This is a genomic window from Mesorhizobium sp. SARCC-RB16n, assembly GCF_008520305.1.
Classification (GTDB): domain Bacteria; phylum Pseudomonadota; class Alphaproteobacteria; order Rhizobiales; family Rhizobiaceae; genus Mesorhizobium.
This window is the reverse complement of record NZ_ML703253.1, coordinates 373,254-397,658: the sequence shown is the minus strand read 5'-3', so window position 1 is coordinate 397,658 and position 24,405 is coordinate 373,254. Positions and strand designations below refer to the sequence as shown.

Annotated in this window: 23 protein-coding genes; 9 read left to right on the top strand and 14 right to left on the bottom strand. The window is 64.3% G+C overall.

What is annotated here, in order from left to right; all coding sequences use genetic code 11:
- From groEL to C7I87_RS02000, 4 genes are all read left to right on the top strand, one after another.
- Positions 1 to 854, top strand: an 854-nt coding sequence (gene groEL / locus C7I87_RS02015; RefSeq protein WP_149902608.1) for a chaperonin GroEL, incomplete at its 5' end; no start/stop codon positions are given.
- A gap of 65 nt (positions 855 to 919) precedes the next feature.
- Positions 920 to 1,150 (top strand): hypothetical protein, encoded by a 231-nt coding sequence (locus tag C7I87_RS02010; RefSeq protein ID WP_149902607.1) that lies wholly within the window; start codon positions 920 to 922, stop codon positions 1,148 to 1,150.
- Between the two features lie 95 nt (positions 1,151 to 1,245).
- On the top strand, positions 1,246 to 1,569 hold the full coding sequence (locus C7I87_RS02005) for a DUF982 domain-containing protein (protein ID WP_149902606.1): 324 nt from the start codon (positions 1,246 to 1,248) through the stop codon (positions 1,567 to 1,569).
- 14 nt (positions 1,570 to 1,583) lie between these two features.
- The gene (locus C7I87_RS02000; protein ID WP_149902605.1) at positions 1,584 to 2,186 is read left to right on the top strand and encodes a cupin domain-containing protein; all 603 of its coding nucleotides are present in this window, start codon (positions 1,584 to 1,586) and stop codon (positions 2,184 to 2,186) included.
- A gap of 278 nt (positions 2,187 to 2,464) precedes the next feature.
- Here C7I87_RS02000 and C7I87_RS01995 read toward each other — a convergent pair whose 3' ends face one another.
- The 9 genes from C7I87_RS01995 to C7I87_RS01955 all read right to left on the bottom strand — a co-directional run bounded on the left by C7I87_RS01995 (position 2,465) and on the right by C7I87_RS01955 (position 12,802).
- Positions 2,465 to 3,439: a nucleoside hydrolase gene (locus C7I87_RS01995; RefSeq protein WP_149902604.1), complete on the bottom strand. Its 975-nt coding sequence runs from the start codon at positions 3,437 to 3,439 to the stop codon at positions 2,465 to 2,467.
- A gap of 56 nt (positions 3,440 to 3,495) precedes the next feature.
- Positions 3,496 to 4,482, bottom strand: a complete 987-nt coding sequence (locus C7I87_RS01990) for an ABC transporter permease (protein ID WP_149902603.1) — start codon at positions 4,480 to 4,482, stop codon at positions 3,496 to 3,498.
- A gap of 244 nt (positions 4,483 to 4,726) precedes the next feature.
- Entirely contained in the window at positions 4,727 to 5,698 is a 972-nt protein-coding gene (locus C7I87_RS01985) for an ABC transporter permease (protein WP_149902602.1), read from the bottom strand.
- Complete coding sequence (locus C7I87_RS01980) at positions 5,695 to 7,233, bottom strand: sugar ABC transporter ATP-binding protein (protein ID WP_149902601.1); 1,539 nt, start codon at positions 7,231 to 7,233, stop codon at positions 5,695 to 5,697. The genes C7I87_RS01985 and C7I87_RS01980 overlap by 4 nt, the downstream gene beginning before the upstream one ends.
- A gap of 210 nt (positions 7,234 to 7,443) precedes the next feature.
- Entirely contained in the window at positions 7,444 to 8,478 is a 1,035-nt protein-coding gene (locus C7I87_RS01975; RefSeq protein ID WP_149902600.1) for an ABC transporter substrate-binding protein, read from the bottom strand.
- Positions 8,479 to 8,568: 90 nt separating this feature from the next.
- Positions 8,569 to 9,483 carry a sugar phosphate isomerase/epimerase family protein gene (locus C7I87_RS01970; protein WP_149902599.1) on the bottom strand — a complete coding sequence of 305 codons (915 nt, stop codon included), beginning with the start codon at positions 9,481 to 9,483 and terminating at the stop codon, positions 8,569 to 8,571.
- Between the two features lie 35 nt (positions 9,484 to 9,518).
- A complete protein-coding gene (locus C7I87_RS01965) occupies positions 9,519 to 11,051 on the bottom strand; it encodes a mannitol dehydrogenase family protein (RefSeq protein ID WP_149902598.1) in 1,533 nt (510 codons plus the stop codon).
- The gene (locus tag C7I87_RS01960) at positions 11,048 to 11,830 is read right to left on the bottom strand and encodes an SDR family oxidoreductase (RefSeq protein ID WP_149902597.1); all 783 of its coding nucleotides are present in this window, start codon (positions 11,828 to 11,830) and stop codon (positions 11,048 to 11,050) included. The genes C7I87_RS01965 and C7I87_RS01960 overlap by 4 nt, the downstream gene beginning before the upstream one ends.
- Positions 11,831 to 11,908: 78 nt before the next feature.
- Entirely contained in the window at positions 11,909 to 12,802 is an 894-nt protein-coding gene (locus C7I87_RS01955) for a MurR/RpiR family transcriptional regulator (protein ID WP_149902596.1), read from the bottom strand.
- 172 nt (positions 12,803 to 12,974) lie between these two features.
- Here C7I87_RS01955 and C7I87_RS01950 point away from each other — a divergent pair, with 172 nt between their 5' ends.
- The gene (locus tag C7I87_RS01950; protein WP_149902595.1) at positions 12,975 to 14,159 is read left to right on the top strand and encodes a Gfo/Idh/MocA family protein; all 1,185 of its coding nucleotides are present in this window, start codon (positions 12,975 to 12,977) and stop codon (positions 14,157 to 14,159) included.
- 153 nt (positions 14,160 to 14,312) lie between these two features.
- On the opposite strand, the gene C7I87_RS01945 is transcribed toward C7I87_RS01950, so the two are convergent.
- The 3 genes from C7I87_RS01945 to C7I87_RS01935 form a co-directional block, all read right to left on the bottom strand.
- Entirely contained in the window at positions 14,313 to 16,946 is a 2,634-nt protein-coding gene (locus C7I87_RS01945) for a bifunctional diguanylate cyclase/phosphodiesterase (protein WP_188393689.1), read from the bottom strand.
- A gap of 173 nt (positions 16,947 to 17,119) precedes the next feature.
- Positions 17,120 to 17,980, bottom strand: a complete 861-nt coding sequence (locus C7I87_RS01940; protein WP_149902594.1) for a class I SAM-dependent methyltransferase — start codon at positions 17,978 to 17,980, stop codon at positions 17,120 to 17,122.
- Between the two features lie 278 nt (positions 17,981 to 18,258).
- Positions 18,259 to 18,723 (bottom strand): NUDIX hydrolase, encoded by a 465-nt coding sequence (locus C7I87_RS01935; protein WP_149902593.1) that lies wholly within the window; start codon positions 18,721 to 18,723, stop codon positions 18,259 to 18,261.
- 180 nt (positions 18,724 to 18,903) lie between these two features.
- Here C7I87_RS01935 and C7I87_RS01930 point away from each other — a divergent pair, with 180 nt between their 5' ends.
- Entirely contained in the window at positions 18,904 to 19,437 is a 534-nt protein-coding gene (locus tag C7I87_RS01930) for a sterol desaturase family protein (protein ID WP_149902592.1), read from the top strand.
- 195 nt (positions 19,438 to 19,632) lie between these two features.
- Here the strand turns inward: C7I87_RS01930 and dinB are convergent, their stop codons facing one another.
- Together dinB and C7I87_RS01915 are read right to left on the bottom strand one after the other, a co-directional pair.
- The gene (gene dinB, locus C7I87_RS01925; protein ID WP_149902591.1) at positions 19,633 to 20,880 is read right to left on the bottom strand and encodes a DNA polymerase IV; all 1,248 of its coding nucleotides are present in this window, start codon (positions 20,878 to 20,880) and stop codon (positions 19,633 to 19,635) included.
- A gap of 370 nt (positions 20,881 to 21,250) precedes the next feature.
- Positions 21,251 to 21,667 carry a winged helix-turn-helix transcriptional regulator gene (locus C7I87_RS01915; protein WP_149902589.1) on the bottom strand — a complete coding sequence of 139 codons (417 nt, stop codon included), beginning with the start codon at positions 21,665 to 21,667 and terminating at the stop codon, positions 21,251 to 21,253.
- 110 nt (positions 21,668 to 21,777) lie between these two features.
- On the opposite strand from C7I87_RS01915, the gene C7I87_RS01910 reads away from it, so the two are divergent.
- The 3 genes from C7I87_RS01910 to C7I87_RS01900 all read left to right on the top strand — a co-directional run bounded on the left by C7I87_RS01910 (position 21,778) and on the right by C7I87_RS01900 (position 24,405).
- The gene (locus C7I87_RS01910) at positions 21,778 to 22,365 is read left to right on the top strand and encodes a dihydrofolate reductase family protein (protein ID WP_149902588.1); all 588 of its coding nucleotides are present in this window, start codon (positions 21,778 to 21,780) and stop codon (positions 22,363 to 22,365) included.
- A 118-nt stretch (positions 22,366 to 22,483) separates the two neighbouring features.
- The gene (locus C7I87_RS01905; RefSeq protein WP_149902587.1) at positions 22,484 to 23,359 is read left to right on the top strand and encodes an SDR family oxidoreductase; all 876 of its coding nucleotides are present in this window, start codon (positions 22,484 to 22,486) and stop codon (positions 23,357 to 23,359) included.
- A 284-nt stretch (positions 23,360 to 23,643) separates the two neighbouring features.
- Positions 23,644 to 24,405: an alpha/beta hydrolase gene (locus C7I87_RS01900; protein WP_246696135.1), complete on the top strand. Its 762-nt coding sequence runs from the start codon at positions 23,644 to 23,646 to the stop codon at positions 24,403 to 24,405.

Sequence of the window (24,405 nt, the reverse complement as noted above, 5' to 3'; positions counted from 1 at the left end):
CGACGCTGGTCGTCAACAAGCTGCGTGGCGGCCTCAAGGTCGCGGCCGTCAAGGCGCCGGGCTTCGGCGATCGCCGCAAAGCCATGCTGGAGGATATCGCCATCCTCACCGGCGGCACGGCGATTTCGGAAGACCTCGGCATCAAGCTCGAGAATGTGACGCTGGAGATGCTAGGCCGCGCCAAGAAGGTGGCGATCGAAAAGGAAAACACCACCATCGTCGACGGCGTCGGGCGCAAGGAAGAGATCCAGGGCCGCGTCGCGCAGATCAAGGCCCAGATCGAGGAAACAACCTCCGACTATGACCGCGAGAAGCTGCAGGAGCGGCTGGCCAAGCTCGCCGGTGGCGTCGCGGTGATCCGCGTCGGCGGCTCGACCGAGGTCGAGGTCAAGGAGCGCAAGGACCGCGTCGACGATGCCCTGCACGCGACACGCGCGGCTGTCGAGGAAGGCGTGCTGCCCGGCGGCGGCGTCGCGCTGCTTCGGGCCGCCAAGGCGCTCGACGCCGTCCAGACGGACAATGCCGACCAGAAGACCGGGGTCGAGATCGTCCGCCGCGCCGTCGAGACGCCGGTTCGCCAGATCGCCGAGAACGCCGGCGCGGAAGGCTCGATCATCGTCGGCAAGCTGCGCGAGAAGAGCGAATTCGGCTGGGGCTGGAACGCCCAGACCAACGAGTTCGGCGATCTCTATGGCCAGGGCGTGATCGACCCGGCCAAGGTGGTGCGCACGGCGCTGCAGGATGCCGCGTCGGTCGCTGGCCTGCTGGTGACCACGGAGGCGATGGTTGCCGAGAAGCCGAAGAAAGAAGGCGCCGCCCCGGCGATGCCGGCCGGCGCCGGCATGGACTTTTGAGGTCCCGGTCAGTGTCCGCCCGCTCCCCCGGACAGGGAGCGGGCATCAGTTGAAGGGAGAGAGACATGGATGCAATGGCGGATCTTGGGCCCGTACCCGCGCCGACACATCAGGCAAAGGAGTTCCTGGCCTATGAAACCGAATGTCGCGGCGTGCTGAAGCCGCTGCTGGCGGGACTGCTCGACATGGCCGAAGCCGCCGGCTGGAAGCGGCGGACCGCAGCCTCGGCGCTGATGTTCCTGGCCGCGCAACAGGTGTCGGACGCGTCCGAGGCACGGCCGGCGACTGAACGCTGAAAAGAGGTCCAATCACATTGATCCTATCCGCGGCGACCGCGCTTTCCGGTGTCCGGTCCGGCGCGGGCCCTGCACAATCGAGAGGAGGCAAAGCCATGAATCGCGGGCAGTTCGAAGAACCGATCACCCTTCTGGTCGGAATGGGATTTCCAAGGAAGATCGAAAGCGTGATGGACGCCTACGTGCTGTTGCAGGACTGGCCCGCCGCCAGCCGCAACGGCGCCCATGCCGTCGCCCTCAATGCCTGCAAGGCGGGCATCGCCGGTGAGATCGACCCGGATACGGTGCGAGCGACGCTGGTCACCTTCGGGCGCCGCAACGACATATTGCTGCCGGACATGGTTTCGCCGGCCGCGGCGATGGGCAATGAGATGCATGCGGGGACGGCCACGCAGGTTGAATCAGCGTCGGGTCCCTGAGGCGAGGCGGCGTCATGAGCATTTTGCAAAGCATCAAGAAAGCAGCCGAACAGGTGACCGGTGCCGCCAGACCGAACAGACAACAGGCGGTCGATCTTGTCAGGTCACGAAAAGCGAACGAGTTCAGGTTTGGGGATGATGGGCTGGTACCCAATCATCCGTCCTGGCCGCTGGTGGTCTACCGCGGTGCCGTCACGCTGCCGGAGGACTTCGATCCCGCGGCCGTCATGGAGGAGCTTTTCTCGGCCAATGGCTGGGGGGACAGCTGGCGCAACGGCATCTACGACTATGTCCACTACCATTCGCGCATCCAGGAAGTGCTCGGCGTGGCGCGCGGCACCGCGAAAGTCCGGTTCGGCGGCAAGAAGGGTCGAACGCTGGCGCTGAAGGCCGGCGATGTCGCGGTTCTTCCGGCCGGCACGGGGCACCAGCGCATCTCCGCCTCCGACGACTTTCTCGTGGTTGGCGCCTATCCGCCGTCCGGCACCTATGACGAATGCACGACCACCGCCGATCACGCCAAGGCGCTGGTGACGATCCCCAAGGTCGGCCGACCGGGCAAGGACCCCGTCTATGGAAGCAAAGGCCCGCTGCTCGCGGCGTGGAAGAAAGACTGAGTTTCGCCAAGGGCAGGAGGGCAAAGCTTACCGGCGCAAGCCCTGCCTCGGCACGAATGCCCGGGGACGCAACAGTCGTCATGTCGGTGGAACGCTCTCGGCCCTTGGAGGTTGGTAGCCGTCGATTGCTTCATTGAACTGGTAAACGGAGAGCGCCCGCCTTCGGTTAACGCCGGGGCGGGTTCTTTTTTTTCGGTTTGGGCTTCTCCGGATTGACCATGCGTGCGATCGCCAGGGCGATCCTGTTCCCGCCCAGGTCGCGCGGGCAACGCGAGGCGTCATGCCTTGCCGCGGGTCAGGCGCTCCAGCGCGTCGACGATCAGGTCGCAGAACTTCGGATGGTCGAGCTTCATCGCGACGGTGTGGCGGAAGTCGACCTGCCCGCTCGCCGTGCCACCGAAATGGTGCATGCCGCCCATCTTCTCGAAATTGCAGACCGTCATGCCCTTGGTCCACCGGCCGGCAATCTCGACGCGGATATCGGCCTTCTCGGTGGTGAAGACGGTTGGGTCGATCATGGCCGCGACGCAGCAGGCGTCATGGATGGCGGGATACTCGATCTGCAGGAGGCCTCCATGCGTGGTCGCTATGAACTCCCAGATATCGAGGATGAACTTGGCGATCGGGCCACCAACGGCGCGCACCCTGTTTTGCAGGTCCGGAGTGGCCAGCGCCTGGTGCGTGAGGTCGAGGCCGACCATGGTGACGTCCCAATCGGCACGGAACACGACGTCGGCGGCCTCCGGGTCTCCATAGACGTTGAACTCAGCCGCGGGCGTGATGTTGCCGCGCGTGTAGGCTCCGCCCATCGCCACGACCCTCTTCACCCGCCCGATGATGCGTGGATCCTTGCGGATGGCGATCGCGATGTTGGTATAGGGACCGACCGGCACGAGCGTGATGGTTTTCGGCTCATGCGCCATGACCATGTCGATGATGAAATCGACGGCATGCCGCTTGTCGAGCTCGAACGACGCCGGCGGCAGTTCCGGCCCGTCGAGCCCGGTATCGCCGTGGATCTCGACGGCCAGTACCTGTTCGCTGATCAGCGGGCCGGGGGAGCCCTTCGCCACCGGCACCTTGATGCCGTAGGCGGTGCATACGGCCAGCGCATTGCGCGTGGTGTTCTCGACATTGTGGTTTCCCGAGACCGTGGTGATGCCGAGAAGGTCGATATTCGGGTTCCCCGCAGCGAGCAGGATGGCGATGGCGTCGTCGTGCCCGGGATCGCAGTCCAGGATGATCTTTTCCATGATGTCATCTCCCTTGTCGCCTGCGGCGCTTATTGTCGAGCGGCCCGGATGTGCCGCTACCGCTCCTCGACGATCCGCAAATAAGCGGCCGTCACGAACAGCACGATGAGCCCGAACAAGATCCTTCTCGCGCCTTCCGGCATCTGCAAAATCGTCAGCAGCGTTGTCAGCACCGTCAGGATCAGCGCGCCGATGATGGTTCCGGTGTAGCCGCCGCGGCCGCCGAAGATGGAGGTGCCGCCGATGACCGCTGCCGCCACCGAGGGCAGCACCAGCGGTTCGGCGAGCGACAGCGAAGGCGCCTTGATCAAGCCGATATAGAGCAAGCCGGTGATACCGGCGAGTACGCTCGAGGTGATGTAGAGCGCGGTGATGACCTGCCAGTATTGTACGCCCGAGAGACGCGTCGCGCGCTCATTGTCGCCGACGGCGTAGAGGAGCCGGCCGAAGCCAGTACGGGCGAGCGTGAAGATTATGAGTGCCGCCAAGGGCACGAACAGCAGCAACGCGTTGGGGAAGCCATAAGTGACACCAGTACCCAGCCAGGCGAGGAAGTCGGGGATTTTGGCGCCCGACGCGATCACCGTGCGCTGGTAGACCTGCAGGCAGCCGGTGCCGATCAGGCTAGTGCCCAGCGTCATGATCAGCGGATGGACGCGGAAGACGCCGACGCCGATGCCGTTGACGAGGCCGATCAGCACCGCCGGCATCATCGCCAGCAGGAACGCCACCGCCGGGTCCTGGTTCACCACTTGCGTGGCCATGATGAAGGCGCTCATCGTCGCCACCGTGCCGACCGAGAGGTCGATGCCGCCGGTCAGCATGGTCATGGTCTGGCAGCCGGCGAGGATCGCCAGCGGTATGGCGAATTTGATGGTGTTGGCGATCCAGCGCTCGTTGACGATGCCGGGGCGCAGGATCTGCAGGATCACCACCAGGATAACGAGCAGGATGACCAGCGGGATGAGCGGCCGGTCGGCCATGAAGCGTTTTAGGCGGCGGCCGAGGGGGACAGGCGCAGGCGTGATCGCGGTGCTGCTCATGGGGCGGCTCCTGCTCGCGATGGGATGGGCTTGGTGTTCTGGAAGGATGGCGCTCTACGACGCCCCCCTCTGGCCTGCCGGCCATCTCCCCCACAGGTGGGGAGATTGGCTGTCTTCGCGGCTTTCGCCAATCTCCACCGTTGCAGAAGAGGGAGAGGCGCCAAGGCTGCCAATCTCCCCCCTCGTGGGGGAGATGTCCGGCAGGACAGAGGGGGGCGCCGCAGAGCGGTGTGCGTGAATTTCATCACTGCCGCCCCCGCATGGTGATGAAGGCGCCGAACATCACCACGGCGACCATGATCAGGCCTTCGATGATGGCGGTGACGTTGGGGTCGATGGCGAGCAGGGTGAGGTCGGTGCGCACAAGGCGCAGCACGAAGACGGCGACGATGGGGCCGAGCAGGCCGCCCTTGCCGCCACCGAGCGCCACACCGCCCAGTACGACCGCGGCGACGCTGGCTAAGAGATAGGGGCCGGGGATGGGCGCGCCGATGCCGGTGCTCATGGTCAGCGCCAGCCCGCCCATGGCGGCGAAGAGCCCCGACAGCGCGTAGGCGATGATCCTCGTGCGGGCGACAGGCACGCCGCTGCGGAACGCCGCCAGTTCGCTCGAGCCGATGGCGTAGATGGAGAGGCCGAGGCGCGAGCGCCGAAGCGGGATCCAGACGATGCAGAGGCAGACGACCAGCACCAGCAGCGCCTTGGGCAGCCAGGCGTCGATAGTATCAGGCAGGCCCGGTATCGGCACGGTGCCCGAGATCATCGCCTTCAGCCATTCGGCGGCGCCGCCGCCAGGCGCGCCGAGCACCAGCAGGGCAGCGCCCTGCAGCACGAACAGCATGGCGAGCGTAACGACAATGTCCGGCACGCGGGTGACGACGATGAGCAGACCGTTGAGCGCGCCGAGGACAAAACCCATGGCGAGCACGAAGGGCACCACGAACAGCGCGTATTCCTCGCTGGCACCCGCCATCATCGAAGCGGCGGTGACGCTGGTCAGCGCCATCATGGCGGCGACCGAGAGGTCGATGCCACCGGCGATGACGACGACGGTCTGCGCGGCGACGGCAAAGGCGTAAGGCAGCACCGCCCGCGCCAGAGAGCCGAAATCGCCGCTGCCATAGCCGGGCTGGATCAGTTTTGTCGCAATGAACAGAACGATCAGCAGGGCGAACAGGCCTGTTACCCAGCCCTGGCGGCGCAGGAAATGGCTCATGGTATCGTCCCCGAAGACGGGGACTGGGGATCGGCCAGGATGCCGACATCGGCCTTGGCGCCGCGCGGCAGGCCGTAGGCGGCGCGCATCAGCGCCGGTTCGTCCGCTTCCTCGACTGGGAAGATATCGACGAGGCGGCCGCCGAAGATGACGATGACGCGGTCGCAGACGCGCTGCACCTCCTCCAGTTCCGAGGTGTAGAACAGCACCGACTTGCCGTGGCCGGCAAGTTCGCGCAGCAGCTTGTAGATTTCCTGCTTGGTGCCGACGTCGATGCCGCGCGTCGGGTCGAAGCACAGGATGGTGCGGGCGTCCGCCGCGATCCAGCGCGCGATCGTCACCTTCTGCTGGTTGCCGCCGGACAGGCGCTGCACCTCGCCCTGGGCGCGGGTGTCGATCTGCAGGCGCTGGATGGCGCTCGCCACCGTGGCGCGCTCCTTGCGCATGGCAATCGGGCCCCAGTTGCGCAGCGCGGCGCTGAAGGGAAGCGCAATGTTCTCGCGCACCGAGCGCTGCATGGCGAGTGCCTCGGACCGGTCGCCCGGCACATAGGCGATGCCGGCGCGGATGGCATCGATGGGATGTGCGAATTTCACTGGGCTGCCGTCGACTTCGATGGTGCCGCCCGATGGCTTGATCGAGCCGGCAAGGGCTGCGAACAGTTCGTCCTGGCCCTGGCCTTCCAGCGCCACCACGCCGGCGACCTCGCCATCCCAGAGGTCGAAGGAGATGTCGCTGAGCTTGGTGCCGACGCGCAGGCTGTGCACGGTGATGCGCGGGCGGGCAGGGGTGACCGCTGCCTTCTCGCTGGCGCTGCGGGCGACCTGGGTCTTGACGATGCGGGTGCCGAGCATCAGCTCGACGATCTTTTCCTCGATCCCCGGCACGATGTCGACGACGCCGACGGTCTCTCCGTCGCGCAGCACGGTGGCGCGGTCGCATAGCGCCGCGATTTCGACGAAGCGGTGCGAGATGAAGATCACGGCGCGGCCGGCGTCACCCTGGCGGCGCACCACCTCCAGCACTTTTTCGGCAAGGTTGGCTGGCAGTGCCGCCGTCATCTCGTCGAGCAGCAGCACGTCGGGCTCGACGGCGAGCGCACGGGCGAGGTCCAGCACGCGCAGCACGGCCAGCGGAATGTCGCGCGCGGTGTCGCGCAGGTCGAGGTCGGGAATCCCGAGTTCGCGCACCCAGGCGCGGAACGGCTCGACCGGCGTGCCGGTCAGCCGCAGATTGGACAGAACGTCGAGATCGGGGATCAGCGACGGCTCCTGGTAGACGGGCAAAAGCCCGGCTCGGCGCGCGGCCGCGGGCGAGCGTATGTCACGGGCCTCGCCACGGATAAGGATGCGGCCGGCATTGGCCTGGATGGCCCCGGTCAGGATCTTCACCAGTGTCGACTTGCCGGCACCATTGGCGCCCATCAGCGCGTGAACCTCACCCGGCAGCACGGAGAGCGACGCGTTTCGAAGGGCGGCAACCGCTCCGTAGTTCTTGGCGACGCCTGACGCGTCGAGGAGGGGGCTGGTGGTCAAATCGTGTGGTTCTCGGGGTTGTGTGTTCAAATAAACTGCGAATGTCGGCGCCGCCCCTCACCTGCCTGCCGGCATCCTCTCCCCGTATAGTGACGGGGAGAGGGGGCTTGTCGCCGGCGTTGCGGCCAGCTTCTCTCTCCCCGTTCACGGGGAGAGATGTCCGGCAGGACAGTGAGGGGCAGCGCCGACGCTAGTCAGCGAAGCCTCTGCTTATTCCCCCGGTCCCTTGCACGCCACGATCTGGTCCTTGGTGTAGGTCGTCCAGCCCGGGATCATGATCGAGACCGGCCATTCGGGGCTGAGCGACGGGTCGGCGGCGGCCTTCAGCTTGGCCTTGCCTTCCTCGGTGGCGTTGTCCCATAGCTGCGGGTCGACCAGCACAGTCTGCTGTGCCGGCTTCTTGCCGTCGAGGATCTGCAGGGCGAGCGTCACACCCGCACCGCCGATCGAGCCGGGGTTGGTGACCGCGGCACCGACGAGACCCTTGACCGAGCTCAGCTGGCCGACGAAGCCGGCATTGTCGGCGCCGACGACGGGCACCAGCGGCGCCTGCGATTCGACCAGCGCGTCGACGATGACGTTGTCGATGCCGGAGGTCCACACGCCGTTGAACGGCGTGCCGGTGGCCAGGAACGACAGCATCTGCTGCTTGGCCTGGTCCTGCTGCCAGCCGGTGAAGACTTCCTGTGCGACCTTCACGTCGGGGAATTCGGCCAGCGCCTTCTTGAAGCCTTTGTCGCGATCGCTATCGGCCGAGGCGCCGGCCGCTCCGCGCATGTAAAACACCTCGCCCTTGCCGCCCATCTGCTGGAACAGCCATTTGGCGCCGAGATAGGCATATTGTTCCTGGTTGTTGGAGATGATGTAGGCCGACGGTTCGGTGACCGCCTGGTCGACGGCGACCACGACGATGCCGGCCTTGGTGGCTTCCTCGAGGCCCGCCTTGATGCCGGCCGGATCGGCTGGGTTGACGACGATGGCGTCGACCTTGGCGCTGATCAGGTTGCGGATGTCCTCGAGCTGCCCGGCGGCATCGGTGTTGCGATGGGCGATGTTGAGCTTGGTCACTTCGCCCGAGGCCAGCGCCTGCGCCTTCATGGCGCACACCATCTCCTCGCGCCAGCCATTGCCCTGCACGGTGTTGGAGATGCCGATCGTGTATTTGCCGGCTGCGGACGAGACGCCCACCGAGGCCAGCAGCGCCGCGCTGGCAAGCAGCGGAACCATGGTCAGATATGTCTTCATTTCAGTACTTCCTCCACATTGTTTTTCAGTTTCAATTCCAACCCGTTAAAGCACGCCGCTGACAAGGTCAGTCATGCGGCACGCTCCGATTCACTTGACGAAGGGACGCAGCACGTCGCGGGCGAGCAAAAAACCCCGCTTCACCTGATCGTCGCTGCCTTCAAATCGCCTGTCCTCATGTTCGATGATGATGGAGCCGTCATAACCGGCGCGGTAGAGGCCGGAGAAGAAGCCGCTCCAGTCGACATCGCCCAGCCCCGGCATGCGCGGCACCTGCCAGCCTATCCCGGCCGAAAGAATTCCGCGCTCATACAAACCATCATGATCAATCATCAGGTCCTTGGCGTGGACATGCAGCATGTAGGGGCCGAATTCCCTGATGAAGCGGGCCTGGTCGATCATCTGCCAGACCAGATGCGAGGGGTCGAAATTCATGCCGACCTCGCCGCCCCAGGTTTCGAGGATGCGGCGCCACACCTGCGGCGAATAGGCGATGTTGTGCCCGCCCGGCCACTCGTCATAGCTGAAGATCATCGGGCAGTTCTCGAAAGCGAGTTTTACCCCGTGGCCGCGCGCGAAAGCGACGATCTCGGGCCAGATTTTCAGCGCGTCCTGCCAGTTGACGTCGACGGTCTTCGAAGCATCGCCGCCGCAGAAGGTGTTGACCACGGGAACGCCCATATTGGCGGCCAGCACGATGACCTTCTTCAGGTGGCCGATGACCGCCTCGCGGTGGGCGGGATCAGGATGCAGCGGGTTGGGGTAGTAGCCGAGGCCGGAGATGGAAATGTTCTTTTCCGCCAGCGCGGCGGCAATCTCTTTTGCCTGCGAGGCCGATGTGCCGTCAGCGTCGATATGGCTGGTGCCGGCATAGCGTCGGGTCGCGCCGGAGGTTTTCGGCCAGCAGGCGATTTCCAGCGCCTCGAAGCCGACAGAGCTTGCCCAGCCGGCGACCTCGCCAAGCGGCGTCTCCGCGAACGGTGCGGTGAGCAGTCCAAGTTTCATTGTGCCTCCCCTGACCGCGAACCCGCGATCGATACCTATAATGCCGATTGTTTGGATCGCTTCAACCTCGCGACCTGATCTTGTTCGAGACTGTGACGGACGGCCGCCATCGGATCGTCCGAGAGCAACTCGCCCAGCGCTGATGTGACGGCCGCGCGGAATATCTCGTTCGCGGCAAGGCCGGGGTCGAAAATCGTGTCGATGGCAAGGATGGCGGAAGCCAGTGCTTGCGCATCGCGTCCGGTTTCGTCGGCAATCGCGGCGATCCTGCCGGCATAGGGATCCGATACCGGCCAGCGTTTGCCGAAGCGGGCCGAGGCCAGGATCAGATAGGCCATCCAGCCGGCGACCGGCACCGACAGCAGGCCGATGCTTGTGCCGCGCTCCAAGCAGTCGCGAATCGGGTTGAGCAAGCGCTGGACGATCTTCTGCGAGCCGTCGGTGGCGATCTGGTGGTTGCGGTGGCGAATCGCGGTGTTCTTCAACCGGCCAAGGCTCTGCTCGACATAAGCCAGTGGCTCAATGCCGGGCACCGGCATCAGCGTCGGCAGCGTTTCCTCGACCAGCATGCGCCTGACGAAAACCGAAAGCAGCGGGTCGGCGACGGCATCGAATGTGTGTTCCAGACCGGCCTGCACGCCGAGCGTGGCGAGCGTCGTTTGCGCGCCGTTCAGCACCCGCATCTTGAGATGCTCGAAGGGCGTGACGTCGTCAACGAAAGTCGCGCCGGCCAGGTCCCAGCTTGGTATGCGGCCGGCGAATTTCTGCTCGATCACCCATTGCCGGAACGGTTCGCCCACGGCGACGGCTGTATCGCGGTAGCCGAACCATCGCTCGACGCTGTCGAGATCATCCTGTGTCACCGCCGGGGCGATGCGGTCGACCATGGCGGAGGGGAAGGCGGCGTTTGCCGCGATCCAGTCGGCCAGCCCGTCGCCGCGCCGTTCGGCAAACGCCCGCACGACATTTTCCAGGATGACGCCGTTGGTCGGAATGTTGTCGCAGGAGAGCAGCGTCAGCTTCCGTCCATGAGTGACCCTACGCTGCTCCAGAGCCCGTGTGAGGATGCCTGGCACGCTACGCGGTGCGTCCGGATTGGCGAGGTCATGGATGATGTCGGGATGGCCGAGGTCGAGCGCGCCGGTCGACGGGATATGGCAATAGCCTTTTTCCGTCACCGTCATCGTCACCAGTTCGATGTCGGGCGAGGCGAGCACGGCGAGCGCCGGATCGGGGCTGTCCTGGCTGTCGACCACCTTCACGATGCTGCCGATGACGCGTGCCTCGACATGGTCGTTCTCGCGGGTCAGCCTGGTGTAGAGGCCGCCCTGCCTGCCGAGCGTGTCGGCGAGGGTGGGCGGGCGGATGTTGATGCCGACGATCCCCCAGCGGTCGAACTGCAGAGCAAGCAGATCATCCGTGTATTCGGCCTGATGGCAGCGGTGGAAGGCCCCGACGCCAAGATGGGCCATGCCCGGAGCCAGTGACGCACGGTCATAGGACGGCCTTTGCACGGCGGCGGGGAGCCTCTCCAGCAGCCTGGGCCCGAGCGTTTCGATGGTGTTCACCGGTTCGCCCCGATCACCGCCTGCTCCTGGTCGATCACCGCGCCGGTCATCGGCCCGGCCGCGTCGGAAAGCAGGAAGACGGCGAGGTTCGCGATATCGTCCGGCTTAAGCAGCCGGCCGAAGGGCTGCGCGGCATTGGCGGCGTCGAGCCAGCCCGGGCCGTTGCCCAGCGTCTCGGCCTGCATCACCCGCTCGGCCGGCGTGTCGGTCCAGCCGACATTGATGCCGTTGACGCGGATGCGGTCGAAGCGGTGGGCGTTGGCGGCGTTCTTGGTCAGCGTCGCCAGCGCGCCCTTGGTGGCGGAATAGACGGCGAGTTCCGGCGAGCCGCAATGGGCGTTGATGGAAAGGATGTTGACGATCGCACCGCCCTGGCCGCGTTTCTTCATGTCGGCGATCGCCGCTTGCATCAGGAAGAACGGTGCGCGCGCGTTGACCGCGAACAGCGCCGCCCAGTCGTCCGGCGTCGCGTCGAGGAAGGAAGCGCGGTCGGTCATGCCGGCGGCGTTGACGAGGCCGTCGATGCGGCCGAAGCGCTCGATACAGGCCTGCGCCAAAAGGGCGGGGGCTGCCGGATCTCCGAGGTCGGCGGCGACAAAGAGTGTCGGCGGACCTAATTGCGAAAGCTCCGCCGCCACCGCCTCGCCGCGCTTGCTATCGCGCCCGGTGACCAGCAAGCCAGCAGCGCCGGAACGCGCCAGCGTCTCGGCAATGGCGCGGCCGATGCCTTGCGTCGACCCGGTGACCAATATCACCTTGCCGTCGAGCTTGATCTCCATTCCTCCTCCCGGAACAAAGTTTCTATTTTTGGAAATATGGAATGTAAATTCCCGATAGTCAATTGTGCCAGCGGCGCCTCATGTGCCGCGGCGCGCGGCGACGCCTTGGACCAGCGCCATGCCGACGGCCAACGATGCCGCCAGCGAGCGGAAGCCGGCGAAGTCCGATTCCACCACTTCCAGCCAGCTGTCCGACAGCCGGATCAGCGGGGAGAAGGTGCTGTCGGTGATGGTGACGATGCGGGCCTTGCGCTCATGCGCCACCGCCACCAGATCCGGCGTGATCGAATTGTAGGGGCTGAAGGACACCGCCAGCACCGCGTCGCGGGCGCCGATGCAGCCGACCTGGTCGAGCGCGGTCGAGCCGACATTGTCGACCAGCACATTGCGCACGCCTTGCTGCGAGAGCGTCAGCGACAGATAGGTGGTAACGGGGAAGGCGCGCTTGGAGCCGATGACGTAGATCAGATCCGCTTCGGCCAGCAGCGTCACCATCTTCTCGAAACTGTCGACATCGAAGCCGCTTTCGATACGACCGAGCGAGGCCTGCGAGGCGCCGACCATGCCGTGCAGGAAATGCAGGGCGGCGTTGGATTCGGCCTCGGCGCGCTGCTCGCCGCGGCCTTCCGGCCAGGATCCCTTGATGTGGTCCTTGAACAGGCCCTGGAAATCGGAAAAGCCGGAATAGCCGAAGATCTGGGCAAAGCGCACCAGCGTCGAAGGCTGCACGCCGGCCTGTGCCGCCACCTGAGCGATGGTGCCGAGCGCCACCTCGCTCGGATGCTGCCACAGGAAGATCGCCACCTGGCGCAGGCGCTTGGGAAAATGCACCGTGCCGGACGACAGCACGGCGCGCAGCTCCTCATAGTTCCGCGGCTGTATATAGCCAAGTGCCGCCAGCGAACGTCCGCGCTTGCGCGTCGCCGCCTCGTCGGCACTGGATCGTCCGGATGGTTTTCTCGCCCCGCTCATGAATTCAGGCTAGCGCGATACGATCGTTTCGCAATATGGAAATTGGAAATGGTGTTCGCTTGGATGCCTTAGAGAGGGATGCAAACCGTTCAAAGATGGCACTCTACGGGGGGCGCCGTAGAACTCGGCATCGGGATCAGCCCCTTAAAACAGTCAGCCCCGAGGAGAAAACATGGTCTACGCAACATCGGATGGATCGACGCACCAGCGTCTGCGCGTCGGCATGGTCGGTGGCGGCCGCAATGCCTTCATCGGCGCCGTGCATCGGCTGGCCATGCGCCTCGACGACCAGATCGCGCTGGTCGCCGGCGCGCTGTCGTCCGATCCGGACAATGCCGCCGCCTCGGCCGCCGAGATCGGCATTGCACCGGAGCGCAGCTATGCCGACTACCGCGCCATGGCAAAGGCCGAAGCCGCGCGGCCGGACGGCATCGAGGCGGTGGTCATCGTCACGCCAAACCATCTGCACGCGCCGATCGCCACCGCCTTCCTCGAAGCCGGCATCGACGTGATCTGCGACAAGCCGCTGTCGACGACGCTGGGTGATGCCGAAGCGCTGGTGGCGCTGGCGCGCGCGAAAAAGCGCCGCTTCGTCGTCACGCTCAACAACACCGGCTACGCCATGGTGCGGCAGGCGCGCGAGATGGTGATGGCGGGCGAGCTTGGCCGGATCGTGTCGGTGCATGGCGCCTATATCCAGGACTGGCTGACCAAACCGATCGACGCCGACGGCCAGAAGCAGGCCGAGTGGCGCACCGATCCGGCGAGGGCAGGGCAGTCGGCGGTGCTGGCCGATATCGGCGTGCATGCCTTCAACCTGGCAAGCTTCATTTCCGGCCGCGAGGCCGAGGCTGTGTCGGCCGACCTGTTCACCGCGGTGCCCGGACGCCGGCTCGACGACAATGCGCATGTGCTGGTGCGCTGGAGCGACGGCGCGCGCGGCACGATCCTGGCCAGCCAGACATCGCCCGGCCATTACAACGACCTGTCCGTGCGCATCTATGGCGACAGAGCTGGGCTCGAATGGTCGGGCGGGCGGCCGGAGGAACTGCGCTTTTCCGTCCATGGCGAGGAAACCCGCACGCTGGTACGCGGCGGTCACGGCTCGACGGCGGAAGCGCGCCGCGTGTCGCGCATGCCGGCGGCGCATCCGGAGGGCTATATCGAGGCCTTCGCCAATTTCTACCGCGACGCCGCCGACATCATCCGCGCCCACCGTTCCGGCGGCGCGGTCGATCCAGCCCGCGCGGCGCAGGTGCCCGACGTGGTCGACGGCGCGCGCGGCGTGAAGTTCGTCGCCGCGGCGGTGGAGTCGAATGCGTCCGGCGGCGCGTGGACGGCTGCCCTGTTCAGGTGAGGTCACGCCAAGCCTACAGCATGTCGCGGCGAATAGGATTCGCCCGACTGCTGTAAGCTTCTGATTTCATGCATGTCGTTATCCCGGAACCGAGGACACTTCCGGGCGACATGCATTAGGAATTCGAACGGAATTAGAGGAATTCGAACGGAATTAGCCGGCGACGGACAACCGACGAGATCGAACGAATCTTTCCAGCCCGTCGGAATCCAAGGGCTGCCCGAAGGCGTAGCCTTGCAGAATGTCGCAGCCAAGCGCTTTAAGCAGACGGGCATGCTCCATCGTCTCGACACCTTCAGCTACGATCTCGATGCCGAGGGATTTGCCGATTTCGATGATCGAAGACACGACTTGCCTCTGCTGGGGCGAATTCACGATCGGATCGACCAACTGGCGGTCTATCTTCAGGCGGCGAGGCTGCAATTTGAGCAAACTGACGATCGAGGCGTAGCCGGTGCCGAAATCGTCGATTTCGATGTCGATGCCGAGTTGCTTGATCTGCTCGACGTTCCATGTGGCCAGGTCATCGTTGTCGTCGAGGAAGATGGATTCGACGAGCTCAAACGAGAACGTTCCCTTCCTGATGTTCAGATCTCGCAAACTCGCTATGAGTTGCTCATCGTGAAGGCGCCGTGCCGAAACGTTGACTGACACGCGCGGAACGCCAATCTTCCGCGCGGACCATGCTTCGAAGTCCAAAAGCGATTGCTGGAGGATTTTCTGGTCTATTATCGAGACGACGTTCAATTCTTCGGCGGTCTTCAGGAAAACGTCGGGTGTCAGAATGCCCTTCTCAGGGTGGTTCCATCGCGCCAGCGCTTCAACTCCCACGATCTCCCGCGTCCTGGCGCTAAATTGAGGCTGGTAGAATGCGATGAATTGATTTCGTTCGAGGCCGGCGAGAATTTCGTCGGCAATTCTCTTCGTGTTGACGATTTCGCTTTGCAACTCGCCGCTGAAGAATTCGTGCCGGTTGCGGCCACGTCTCTTTGCCCGGTAGAGGGCGATATCGCCATTTACCAGCAACTGCCTGGTATCGGCGCTCGTACCATCGTCGATTGCAATCCCGACGCTGACGCCAAAACGGCACTGGTGACCGTTGTAATAAACGGGCCTGCGCATCTCTTCGATAATGCGGTCCGCGAGCGCGGCCGCCTGGGCATCGCCATCGTCCATCGTGCAGAGCACGACGAATTCGTCTCCTCCGACCCGAGCGACGAAACCTCGATCGCCGGCGTTGGACTTGAGAACGGATGCCGCATGCACCAGCATCGCGTCGCCCGCCGCGTGGCCGAGCGTATCGTTGATGTGCTTGAAGCGGTCCAAATCGACGTGAAGCAGCGCGGCACGGCCGCCGTTCAGCCTGGCCTTTGCCGCGTAATCATCCAGTACCTGATCCAGGTAGCGCCGATTGGGCAAATCCGTCAGCGAATCGTGCATGGCGACGTGTTCCGTGCGCGCCTTGGCAGCTTCGAGTTCCGCATTTTTCGACTCGGCCAGCTGTTTTGCGCGAACCAGATCGGTGTTCAGCATTACATCGGATGTGACGTCCCATTCGGCCCCCACCATTCGCGGCGAATTGTTCGCGGTCTCGTAAATGATCGCCCTGGACCGGACATGGCGAATTTCGCCGTCTGGACGAACGATCCGGTATTCGGATGAATAGGTGCCCCGTCGGGCCACGGCTTCGTCGAAATCCGCAAGCGCACGGGGCAGATCGGCCGGATGAATGGCACCGGCCCAATCCGGATATCCGCGTGGCCCTCCGGGCTCCTTACCGTATATTTCGTTGACGCGATTGTCCCACGCGAGAGAGTTGGTTTCGAGGTTGTGCTCCCACACTCCGATGGCGGATGCTTCCAGAGCAAGTTCCAGTCGTTGCGAAAGCCGATGCAGTTCCCAGTAATTCCGCTGCCTTTCGTCAACGAGACGGCCTGCCAGCAGAAAAGGGGACAAGATCAGCGCGGCCGCCGCCGTCATGATAGCTCGCAGCAGCCAGGCGTTGGCGGGGGTGCTCGGCCAACCGCCCTTGGGGATCGCCGCGATCCGCCAGGAGCCTGACGGGACAAGAACGTCGACCGTCACCGGATCGCCGTTGACGACACGTTCGTCACCGAAGAACCGGACTCCCTTTGCTCCGGGGGCGTCATCGCCGATGAGCGCGACCTCAATTCCGAGATTCTTGTCGAGCAGTCCGCTCGCCTGGTAGAGGCGTTGCACGTCGACGACCGCGGAAACGATTCCCCAGAACCGGTCGGTATTTCCCGCACTCTTTACGAATACCGGAAACCGGCCGATGAAGCCCTGTCCTCCCTGCTGCAGATCGACCGGGCCCGCGAGAACAAGCTTGCGCTCGTCGCGCGCACGCAAGGCAGCCGCACGCTGCTGGTCGTTGTTGCGGTAATCGAGACCAATGGCTTTCTCGTTGCCGGCCATCGGGTACATCAAGGAAATGACTAGGTCGGGCGCGCCGGCAATATTGCGAAGTTGAGACTCTTCGTTGAACAATCTGCTGGCAAGCTCAGCGAAACGTTGCTGTCCCATATAGGGTTCGGTCGTGACTGCCGCGACCAGTCCTCGCGCCAGTTGGAGGTTGCCGTTGATGTTTCCTTCGAGCCTGGCGCGAACGACATTGACTTCGGCGAGGACATCCGCCCGGGCAGCCTGGTCCGAAACGACTTTGTTTTGATGGTCAGCGAACGCCGCGCAAACGGCAATGACCACAACCGCGATCGCCACCGGAATCCTCGCCGGCGAAGAGACAGCCGCCTTCAAGCGGCCGAACATGTCGGCGAAAACAGCCAATAAGCGAGATTCCCTGTGCTAGTCAGGCTCTCTGGGAAGCCTCATCAAGGGAATATTAGTTCGCTATAACTTAATTTTAGCCTTCACAGTCCTTAAAATTTTTTCGCCTGCGGACACTGCGCGCGGACCGCACCAGAATTCGCCACATGGCGAAACTAGTGGCTATCGACCTTCTTCTGGACGATCCGATATGTTCCGACGCCGCGCTTGGTTGCCCCGATTGAATAGGCCATTGGAATCTTGGGAGCGTTTTCCGGCAGGCCGTACATATCCTTGCCGGCCCTTACCGCAAATGAAAAATGCTTCCAGGAAACGGTGTCGTGCTCGTTGAGAAAATCGAGGGTCAGCCCCGCCGCGATCAAGGCGTTCACGACGTCGCTGATCGGATGGATCCACTCATAGTAGCGAGGATGCTTCAAGGTGCGCTCGTCGCCGGTATAGGTCAGCTCCTCGTTCCAGACGAGCGGTCGCGCTACCGGCGTTCGCCAATCGTCCTTCAATTCGAGCGCAGCAGCCTTGCGATTGCACTGGAACATCAAGGGATGGCCCTCGGCCATATAGAGCCGGCCGCCGGGCCGCAGAAGATCGGCGACCACCCGAGCCCAACGGAAGACATCGTCAAGCCAGTTCACCGACCCCCAGGTAACGTAGACGATATCAAAGCTCCGGCCGACCGCCTCGACCGCCTCGTATAGTGGCGCTTCCACGAAGCGAACGTCGCTGCCCGCCTTGGAGGCGAAACCTCGCGCCGCGGCGATCGCCCTTGGTGAAAAGTCCAGGCCGGTCACACTGCCCGCGCCGAGATTCCTGAGGCTGATCGTGTCGAGCCCGATGTGGCACTGCAGATGGACGATGTCCTTGCCGAATAAGTCACCGATCTCGCGCGTTTCCAACTCGTAGAGATTGGATCCACCAGCCAGCACGTTCTCGATACGATAGCTGCCGGTCCTGTCGGTCGCGTGCAGTTCGGCCCGATCGTCCCAATTCAGGAGGTTCGCGTCTATGAACGGTTCCAAACTGTCCCCCCATCTCAGCCGCGGCATGGTAAACAGCTGGTTAACATAGATTGCAGTGAGTGGGCGTGCACGTCAATCCCAGGGTCTTGCGACGTGTCACAACTGGCAGGGGTAACTGGCGCGGTCATCGCAGATTCGGTGCCCGGCGCCACTTACGCCGGTAGGTATCCCGCATGCCGATGGCGCACTGGGATGGGGCGTGGACGACGACGAAGTTTGAGGAACGTCAGCCAATTGCCCCGCTCCCAGGGGTGGTTGGCAGCTTTATCGCGACCGCATCAAGCCGCCCCCAGCCGTTCCGCCAAATCCGCCACCATCGGGCGTTGCCCCGCAAGCATCTTGACCTCGGCCTCCGGCAAGGTGAACCAGCCGGCCCTGTCGACCTCCGGGAATTCCTTCATCGATCCGGACCTCGGCGGCCATTCCATGGTGAAGGTGTTGCTCCTGATGGCGGCGACATCGATGTCGGCCTCGACGGACCAGGCCGTGACGATCTTGCCGCCCGGTTGCCGGTAGTCGCCAAGGCGAGCGAAGGGGCCTTCGACCTTCATGCCGAGCTCTTCCTCGGTCTCGCGTCGTGCCGCCGCCAGTTCGTCCTCACCCTCCTCGACAAGGCCCTTTGGGATCGACCAGGCGCCATCGTCCTTTTTCGCCCAGAACGGTCCCCCGGGATGCACCAGAAGCACCTGGATGTCACCACCGCTGGGGTGATAGATCAGCAGGCCCGCGCTGCGTTTTGCCATGTTTGCATGTCCGTTTGCGACACTGGTGCGAAGTCGGCCGATCCTGCGTCGATCACCGCCGACCTTGCACCGGGAAATTGCGACGCTATGTCAGGCACGTCCGCATTGCACCTCCCGCGCTAGTCCGGCAATCTGAGAGAATCGTTTGGGGCGGCGTCGAAAGTCAGGTGAGGCGTCCGAATGCAGCTGAGTCTGATCGGCTATTACAGCGACTTCGTGGTCTATCCCCTGGTGATCGCCTTACTGGGCGTGGCCGGGCTGATCGAGGCCGGAGAGGAGGGGGCACCGGACTGGATCGGCACGGTGCTGATCTGCCTCGGCCTTTGGACGCTGCTCGAATACGTCCTGCACCGGTTCGTGCTGCATCACGTTCCCTGGATCCGGGATCTGCATGACCGTCACCATGTCGAGGAGCGCAGTCCGGTGGGCACGCCCACCTGGCTCAGCCTGGGCGTGCATGCGCTGGTGGCGTTCCTGCCTGTCTGGATGATCTCCGGTTTCGCGACCGCCAGCGCGGTGAGCTGCGGGCTTATGCTGGGCTATCTCTGGTACGTCAGCATCCATCACGCGATCCATCACTGGCATCCGGCCCATCCGAGCTATCTCTATACGCTCAAGCGCCGCCACGCTGTACACCACCATATCGACGACAATGCCAATTTCGGCGTGACGTCGATATTCTGGGATCGGGTGTTCGGCACCGCGCGGCTCTAAGAGGCGTTATTCTGCATTTTGTTGACAAGCCGTGCTTGCCGGCAGACGTTTTGGTGTGGGGGAATTGCCGTGAAGAAGATTTATCAAAAGCCGGTGCTGGTGAAGCGCGAGCTGCTGTCCACCGTGACCGCCGCGCCTGTTGGTTCCGGGCGTTGATCCGGAAGGTGTGACGGCGAGAGGCTGAGGCACCTCCGCTCATAGGTCCTTTTCCGCCAATTCCCTGAATTCGTCGGGCACCGAACGCGCCGCCTCCAGCGCCACCGTGCCGTAGCCGACCGCCTGTTTGCCGAAGCGTTCGCGGATCTTGTCGATGGCACGGTCGGCGCCGAAGCGCGCCAGGCCTTTTTGGCTGCCCGGGCGGCGCTTCTCGTCGGCGAGGCCGAGCGGCAGGTCGAGCTGCAGCTCGACGCTCTCTTCCAGGTGCGAGACCGAGATCGCCAGCAGCGAGATCGTCTTCTCCCGTGGATGATCGGCGAGCACGCCCCGCACCAAATCCCCTGCGATCTCGGCCAGCATGATGGTCGCCGAGATCGGCTGCTCCAGCGTGATCGAGCGCGTGACGGCGCTGAGATCGCCAAAGCGCACGCGCACCGTCACCGTGCGGCCGGGGCGGTTCTTGGCGCGCAGCCGGCTGGCGACGCGGTCGGCCAGATGCAGCAGTGTCGGCACAATCACCCGCGCCACGGCCGGTTTTTGCCCGAGCGCCGATTGCGCGCCGGCCGAGTGCGCCCGGCGCTTCGTCTCCAGCTTGCGCGGGTCGCGGTTCCATGACAGGGCCGCGAGCTTTTCGCCGGCGGCGGGGCCGAGCAGCCGCGTCAGCGCGCCGCTGTGCGTCCGGGCCAGCTCGCCGATGGTCTCGACGCCGATCTCGGCCAGCCGCGCCCTGGTTGCCGGCCCGACGCCCCACATCAGCGAGACCGGCAAATCGTGCAGGAAGGCAAGCTCGGTGCCGGGGTCGACCACCACCAGCCCGTCGGGCTTGGCGACCTGCGAGGCGATCTTGGCCAGATGCTTGGTGCGCGCCACGCCGATCGAGATCGGCAGGCCGAGCTCTGCCCGCACACGGCGGCGGATCGCTGTGGCGATCTCCCGGGGGGAGCCGAACAGATGCGTGCAGCCGGCGACATCGGCGAAGGCCTCGTCGATGGAGATGCGCTCGACCACCGGTGTGAAATCGTCGAGCACCTTGATCGCCGCGTCGCCCAGCCGCTGGTAGTGGCTGAAATTGCCGCCGACGAAGATCAATTGCGGGCAAAGCTCACGCGCCCTGCGCCCCGGCATACCGCCGCGCACGCCGAAGGCGCGCGCCTCATAGGAGGCAGCGAGCACCACGCCGCCGCCAACCGCGATCGGCTTGCCGTGCAGCGTGGGGTCGAGCAACTGCTCGACCGAGGCATAGAAGGCGTCGAGATCGGCATGCAGGATGGTGGCCGTCGTTTCCATCCTGTTCCGCTCATCCGCGATTGCTGATAGACTGGAACATATAGAGAACAAATGAGGATCATTGTCAAATGGGAGGCGGGTTGTGGAGGCATCTCGTTGGGGGTGTGACCTAGTTCAAATGCTTCGACTGGCTACCGAGGCGGCAGTGCTGCCCCTCATTGCCCTGCCGGGCATTTCTCCCCGTATAGTGACGGGGAGAAAGGGCGGCGGCTCCGCCGGCGCCCCTCTCTGCCACGCTGACGATTGGCGAAATCGTTGGTGCGAGTTGTCCCTCTCCCCGTCACTATACGGGGAGAGGATGCCGGCAGGCAGGTGAGGGGCGGCGCCGACTTTCAACGAAGCTGCTTCGCCCTTAGAACAGCGCACCCGCCTAAACAACATGCTCCGCCCGCAGCGCCATCTTCATCCGCTCCAGCGCCGGCTCGCCGCCGGCCGCCAGCTCGTCGGCGGTGCGGGCAAGTTCGCCGTCGGCCTTGCGGTGCCTGCTGCCCCAGGCGCCGAGCGTGGCCAGCACCGGCAAGAGGTCGATGCCGGGTTCGGTCAGCCGGTAGATCGCCTTCAGCCCGTGGCTCGGGTCGTCGCTGCGGGTGAGAATGCCTTCATCCTGCAGCGTCTGCAGCCGCTCGGCCAATGTGCGCGAGGAGATGCCTTCATCGGATTGCAGGAACTCGCGAAAATGCTTTTTGCCGGCGAAGATCAGGTCACGGATGATGAGCAGCGTCCAGCGGTCGCCGAGCAGTTCCAGCGACAGGTTGATCGGGCAACCGGATTTTTCGCGCGTCGACATTCTCTATGGTTCCATTTTTAAATCACTTTACTATTGACACCATTTTTTTCAGCAGGTCAAATGGTTGCGAAAGTAAATCGTTTCCGGCTAAACCTGACGAGGACAACCCGATGAAAAAGCTCATCCTTCAGATGCAAATGTCGGTCGACGGTTTCGTCGGCGGCGATGCGGATCATTCTTGGCAGCTCTGGGAATGGGGCGACGACAATGGCTGGGATGCCGAGCTGAGACAGGATTTCAACGCCGTGTTCGCCGGCATCGACACCATCCTCTTGAGCCGCAAGATGGCCGAGGAGGGCTATCTCACCCATTGGGGCAATGCGGCGAGGAAATATCCGGCCGATCCGTTCTATGCCTTCGCGCAGCGCATCGTCGACGCGCGCAAGGTGGTGCCGAGCGACAGGCTCGAGGCCTCGCGTTGGGAGCGCACGGCGGGGGTGAGCGGCGACCTGCCGCGCGAAGTCAACGCGCTGAAGGCAGGCGAGGGCGGCGACATAGCCGTCTTCGGCGGCGCCGGCTTCGCCTCGGCGCTGATCGCGGCCGGGCTGGTCGACGAGTTTCAGCTGTTCGTCAATCCTGCCGTGCTGGGTGCCGGACGCCGTATCTTCGACCAAGGCGGGTTCCGAGACCTGCGGCTGCTCGGCTCGAAGGCCTATGTGTGCGGGATGGTGGTCGGCCGCTATGCGCCGGCAGGCTGATCGCCGGCGTGTAGGCCGATAAAAACCTTTGGCCGGAATCCTTTGTCCTCTTCTCTTCGTCTTCAAGGTGCGTTCGTCGGAATGGCGATCGCATCAATGCTGAATGGAGAGATAGACCATGATCCTGGTGACAGGCGCCACCGGCCTGAACGGCAAGGCGATCGTGCGCGAGTTCGCGCGGCAGAAGCATCAAATGAGGGCGCTGGTTCGCGATCTGGGCCGGGCATCCGCGGCAGGGCTCGGTGGACTTGCCGGCGTCGAACTGATCGAAGGCGATATGCGCCGGGCCGAGACGCTTGGTGCAGCCCTCGATGGCATCGATCGCGTGCTGATGATTTCGACCGCCGCGCAAGACATGGTCGAGACGCAATGTCGTTTCATCGACGCCTGCAAGCAAGCCGGCGTCGCGCATGTGGTGAAGTTTTCCGGTGCCGAATCCAATATCGGCTATGACGCGACGAGGTTCCGCTTCACGCGTATGCATGAGGAGGTCGAGCGCTATCTGGAGGGAGCCGGAATGGCGTGGACCCACCTTCGCCCCAGCCAGTTCATGCAGGTCTATCTGCGCGACGCGCCGACCATCGCCACGGAAGGCGCTTTTTATCTCGCGCTCGGCGATACCGAACTGTCGCCGGTCGATGTCGAGGACATCGCCAAAGTCGCCGTCCGGCTGCTGCGCGATGGCGGCCACGAAGGCGAGAGCCTGGACATGACCGGACCCGAGGCGCTGACCATGAGCGACATCGCGGCGCGGATTTCGCAAGGGATCGCCAAGCCGGTCCGCTATGTCGATATCAGCCCGCGGGAGCGCCGGCGCAATCTGCTGGCCGCCGGCGTCCCTGCCGACTTCGCCGACGCGCTGGACGAGCAATTGGCGGAGCGGCGGCGGCGGCCGAAATCGCGGGTGCATCTGGCCACGCATGAGATGTTCGGTGTGCGGCCGACGCCGTTCGTCGAATTCGCGCGGCGGCATGCCGCGATGTTTGGCGGCTGAGCGTGTCCGCAAAAAAAGCGCCCGCCGCCGCGTATCCTTTTTGCCTGCCCGTACGTCTCTGCCTTCGAAGGTCGCGCCTTCCGCGATCCGCAACCCCAGGAGAATATCATGGCGAGCATCGAGAGCGAGGCAAACAGGAACCATTACGCTGTTATGGCGGCCAATGCGGGCAAGTTGACCAGCCCGCAGGCGATCATCGACCACAACGATATCCACTGGACGGCGCTGACCGGCGAGCCGCGCGGTGTCGACTATATCGAGGCCAATGCCGGCGGCGTGCCGCGATGTGGGTCGTGCCCAAAGGTGCCGACGAGCAGCGGGTGCTGTTTTATGCACATGGCGGCGGCTTCATCGGCGGCTCGATCTACACCCACCGCAAGCTGGTCGGCCACCTCGCCAAGGCCGTCGGCTGCCGGGCGCTGCTCTACGATTATCCGCTGGCGCATCAGGCCAAGCATCCGGCCCAACTCGAGGCGGCGATGGCAGCCTGGAACTGGCTTGTCGACCAGGGCTTCGACCCCGGGCGGATCGTGATCGCCGGCGACTCCTGCGGCGCGGTGCTGACCTATGGCGTCCTGCAGCGGCTGCGCGCGCAGCGGCGGCCGCTGCCCGTCGCCACGCTGATCATCTCCGGCTGGTTCGACATGGCGATGACCGCTGCCAGCTACGAGACCAACCGCGAAAAAGATCCGGCCTTCGCCAAGGCCGGCGTCGACTGGCTGGCGGCCAATTTCATCGGCGATGCGGATCGGCGCGATCCCGAGGTCAGCCCGCTCTACGCCGACCTCTCCGGCTTTCCACCCGTCTTCCTGCAGGCCGGCGCGGACGAGACGCTGGTCGACGAAAGCCGCGTGTTCGCCGAACGGGCAAGGCAGGCCGGTGTGGAGACACGGCTCGACGTCTTCGACGGCATGCTGCATTCCTTCCAGATGATGGCGGGGCGGGCGCCGGAGGCCGACGATGCCATTGTCCGCTTCGCCGCCTGGGTACGGCCGAGACTGGGGCTGCCGGCAGCCGGTGAGAAAACCAGCGAGAAGGCGGCGTAA

What these genes read in the sequence shown, in the direction of transcription:
- C7I87_RS02010 (WP_149902607.1), top strand. Translation starts at nt 920, where the DNA reads ATGGATGCAATGGCGGATCTTGGGCCCGTACCCGCGCCGACACATCAG.
- C7I87_RS02005 (WP_149902606.1), top strand. Translation starts at nt 1,246, where the DNA reads ATGAATCGCGGGCAGTTCGAAGAACCGATCACCCTTCTGGTCGGAATG.
- C7I87_RS02000 (WP_149902605.1), top strand. Translation starts at nt 1,584, where the DNA reads ATGAGCATTTTGCAAAGCATCAAGAAAGCAGCCGAACAGGTGACCGGT.
- C7I87_RS01995 (WP_149902604.1), bottom strand. Translation starts at nt 3,439, where the DNA reads ATGGAAAAGATCATCCTGGACTGCGATCCCGGGCACGACGACGCCATC.
- C7I87_RS01990 (WP_149902603.1), bottom strand. Translation starts at nt 4,482, where the DNA reads ATGAGCAGCACCGCGATCACGCCTGCGCCTGTCCCCCTCGGCCGCCGC.
- C7I87_RS01985 (WP_149902602.1), bottom strand. Translation starts at nt 5,698, where the DNA reads ATGAGCCATTTCCTGCGCCGCCAGGGCTGGGTAACAGGCCTGTTCGCC.
- C7I87_RS01975 (WP_149902600.1), bottom strand. Translation starts at nt 8,478, where the DNA reads ATGAAGACATATCTGACCATGGTTCCGCTGCTTGCCAGCGCGGCGCTG.
- C7I87_RS01970 (WP_149902599.1), bottom strand. Translation starts at nt 9,483, where the DNA reads ATGAAACTTGGACTGCTCACCGCACCGTTCGCGGAGACGCCGCTTGGC.
- C7I87_RS01960 (WP_149902597.1), bottom strand. Translation starts at nt 11,830, where the DNA reads ATGGAGATCAAGCTCGACGGCAAGGTGATATTGGTCACCGGGTCGACG.
- C7I87_RS01955 (WP_149902596.1), bottom strand. Translation starts at nt 12,802, where the DNA reads ATGAGCGGGGCGAGAAAACCATCCGGACGATCCAGTGCCGACGAGGCG.
- C7I87_RS01950 (WP_149902595.1), top strand. Translation starts at nt 12,975, where the DNA reads ATGGTCTACGCAACATCGGATGGATCGACGCACCAGCGTCTGCGCGTC.
- C7I87_RS01945 (WP_188393689.1), bottom strand. Translation starts at nt 16,946, where the DNA reads ATGTTCGGCCGCTTGAAGGCGGCTGTCTCTTCGCCGGCGAGGATTCCG.
- C7I87_RS01935 (WP_149902593.1), bottom strand. Translation starts at nt 18,723, where the DNA reads ATGGCAAAACGCAGCGCGGGCCTGCTGATCTATCACCCCAGCGGTGGT.
- C7I87_RS01930 (WP_149902592.1), top strand. Translation starts at nt 18,904, where the DNA reads ATGCAGCTGAGTCTGATCGGCTATTACAGCGACTTCGTGGTCTATCCC.
- dinB (WP_149902591.1), bottom strand. Translation starts at nt 20,880, where the DNA reads ATGGAAACGACGGCCACCATCCTGCATGCCGATCTCGACGCCTTCTAT.
- C7I87_RS01915 (WP_149902589.1), bottom strand. Translation starts at nt 21,667, where the DNA reads ATGTCGACGCGCGAAAAATCCGGTTGCCCGATCAACCTGTCGCTGGAA.
- C7I87_RS01910 (WP_149902588.1), top strand. Translation starts at nt 21,778, where the DNA reads ATGAAAAAGCTCATCCTTCAGATGCAAATGTCGGTCGACGGTTTCGTC.
- C7I87_RS01905 (WP_149902587.1), top strand. Translation starts at nt 22,484, where the DNA reads ATGATCCTGGTGACAGGCGCCACCGGCCTGAACGGCAAGGCGATCGTG.
- C7I87_RS01900 (WP_246696135.1), top strand. Translation starts at nt 23,644, where the DNA reads ATGTGGGTCGTGCCCAAAGGTGCCGACGAGCAGCGGGTGCTGTTTTAT.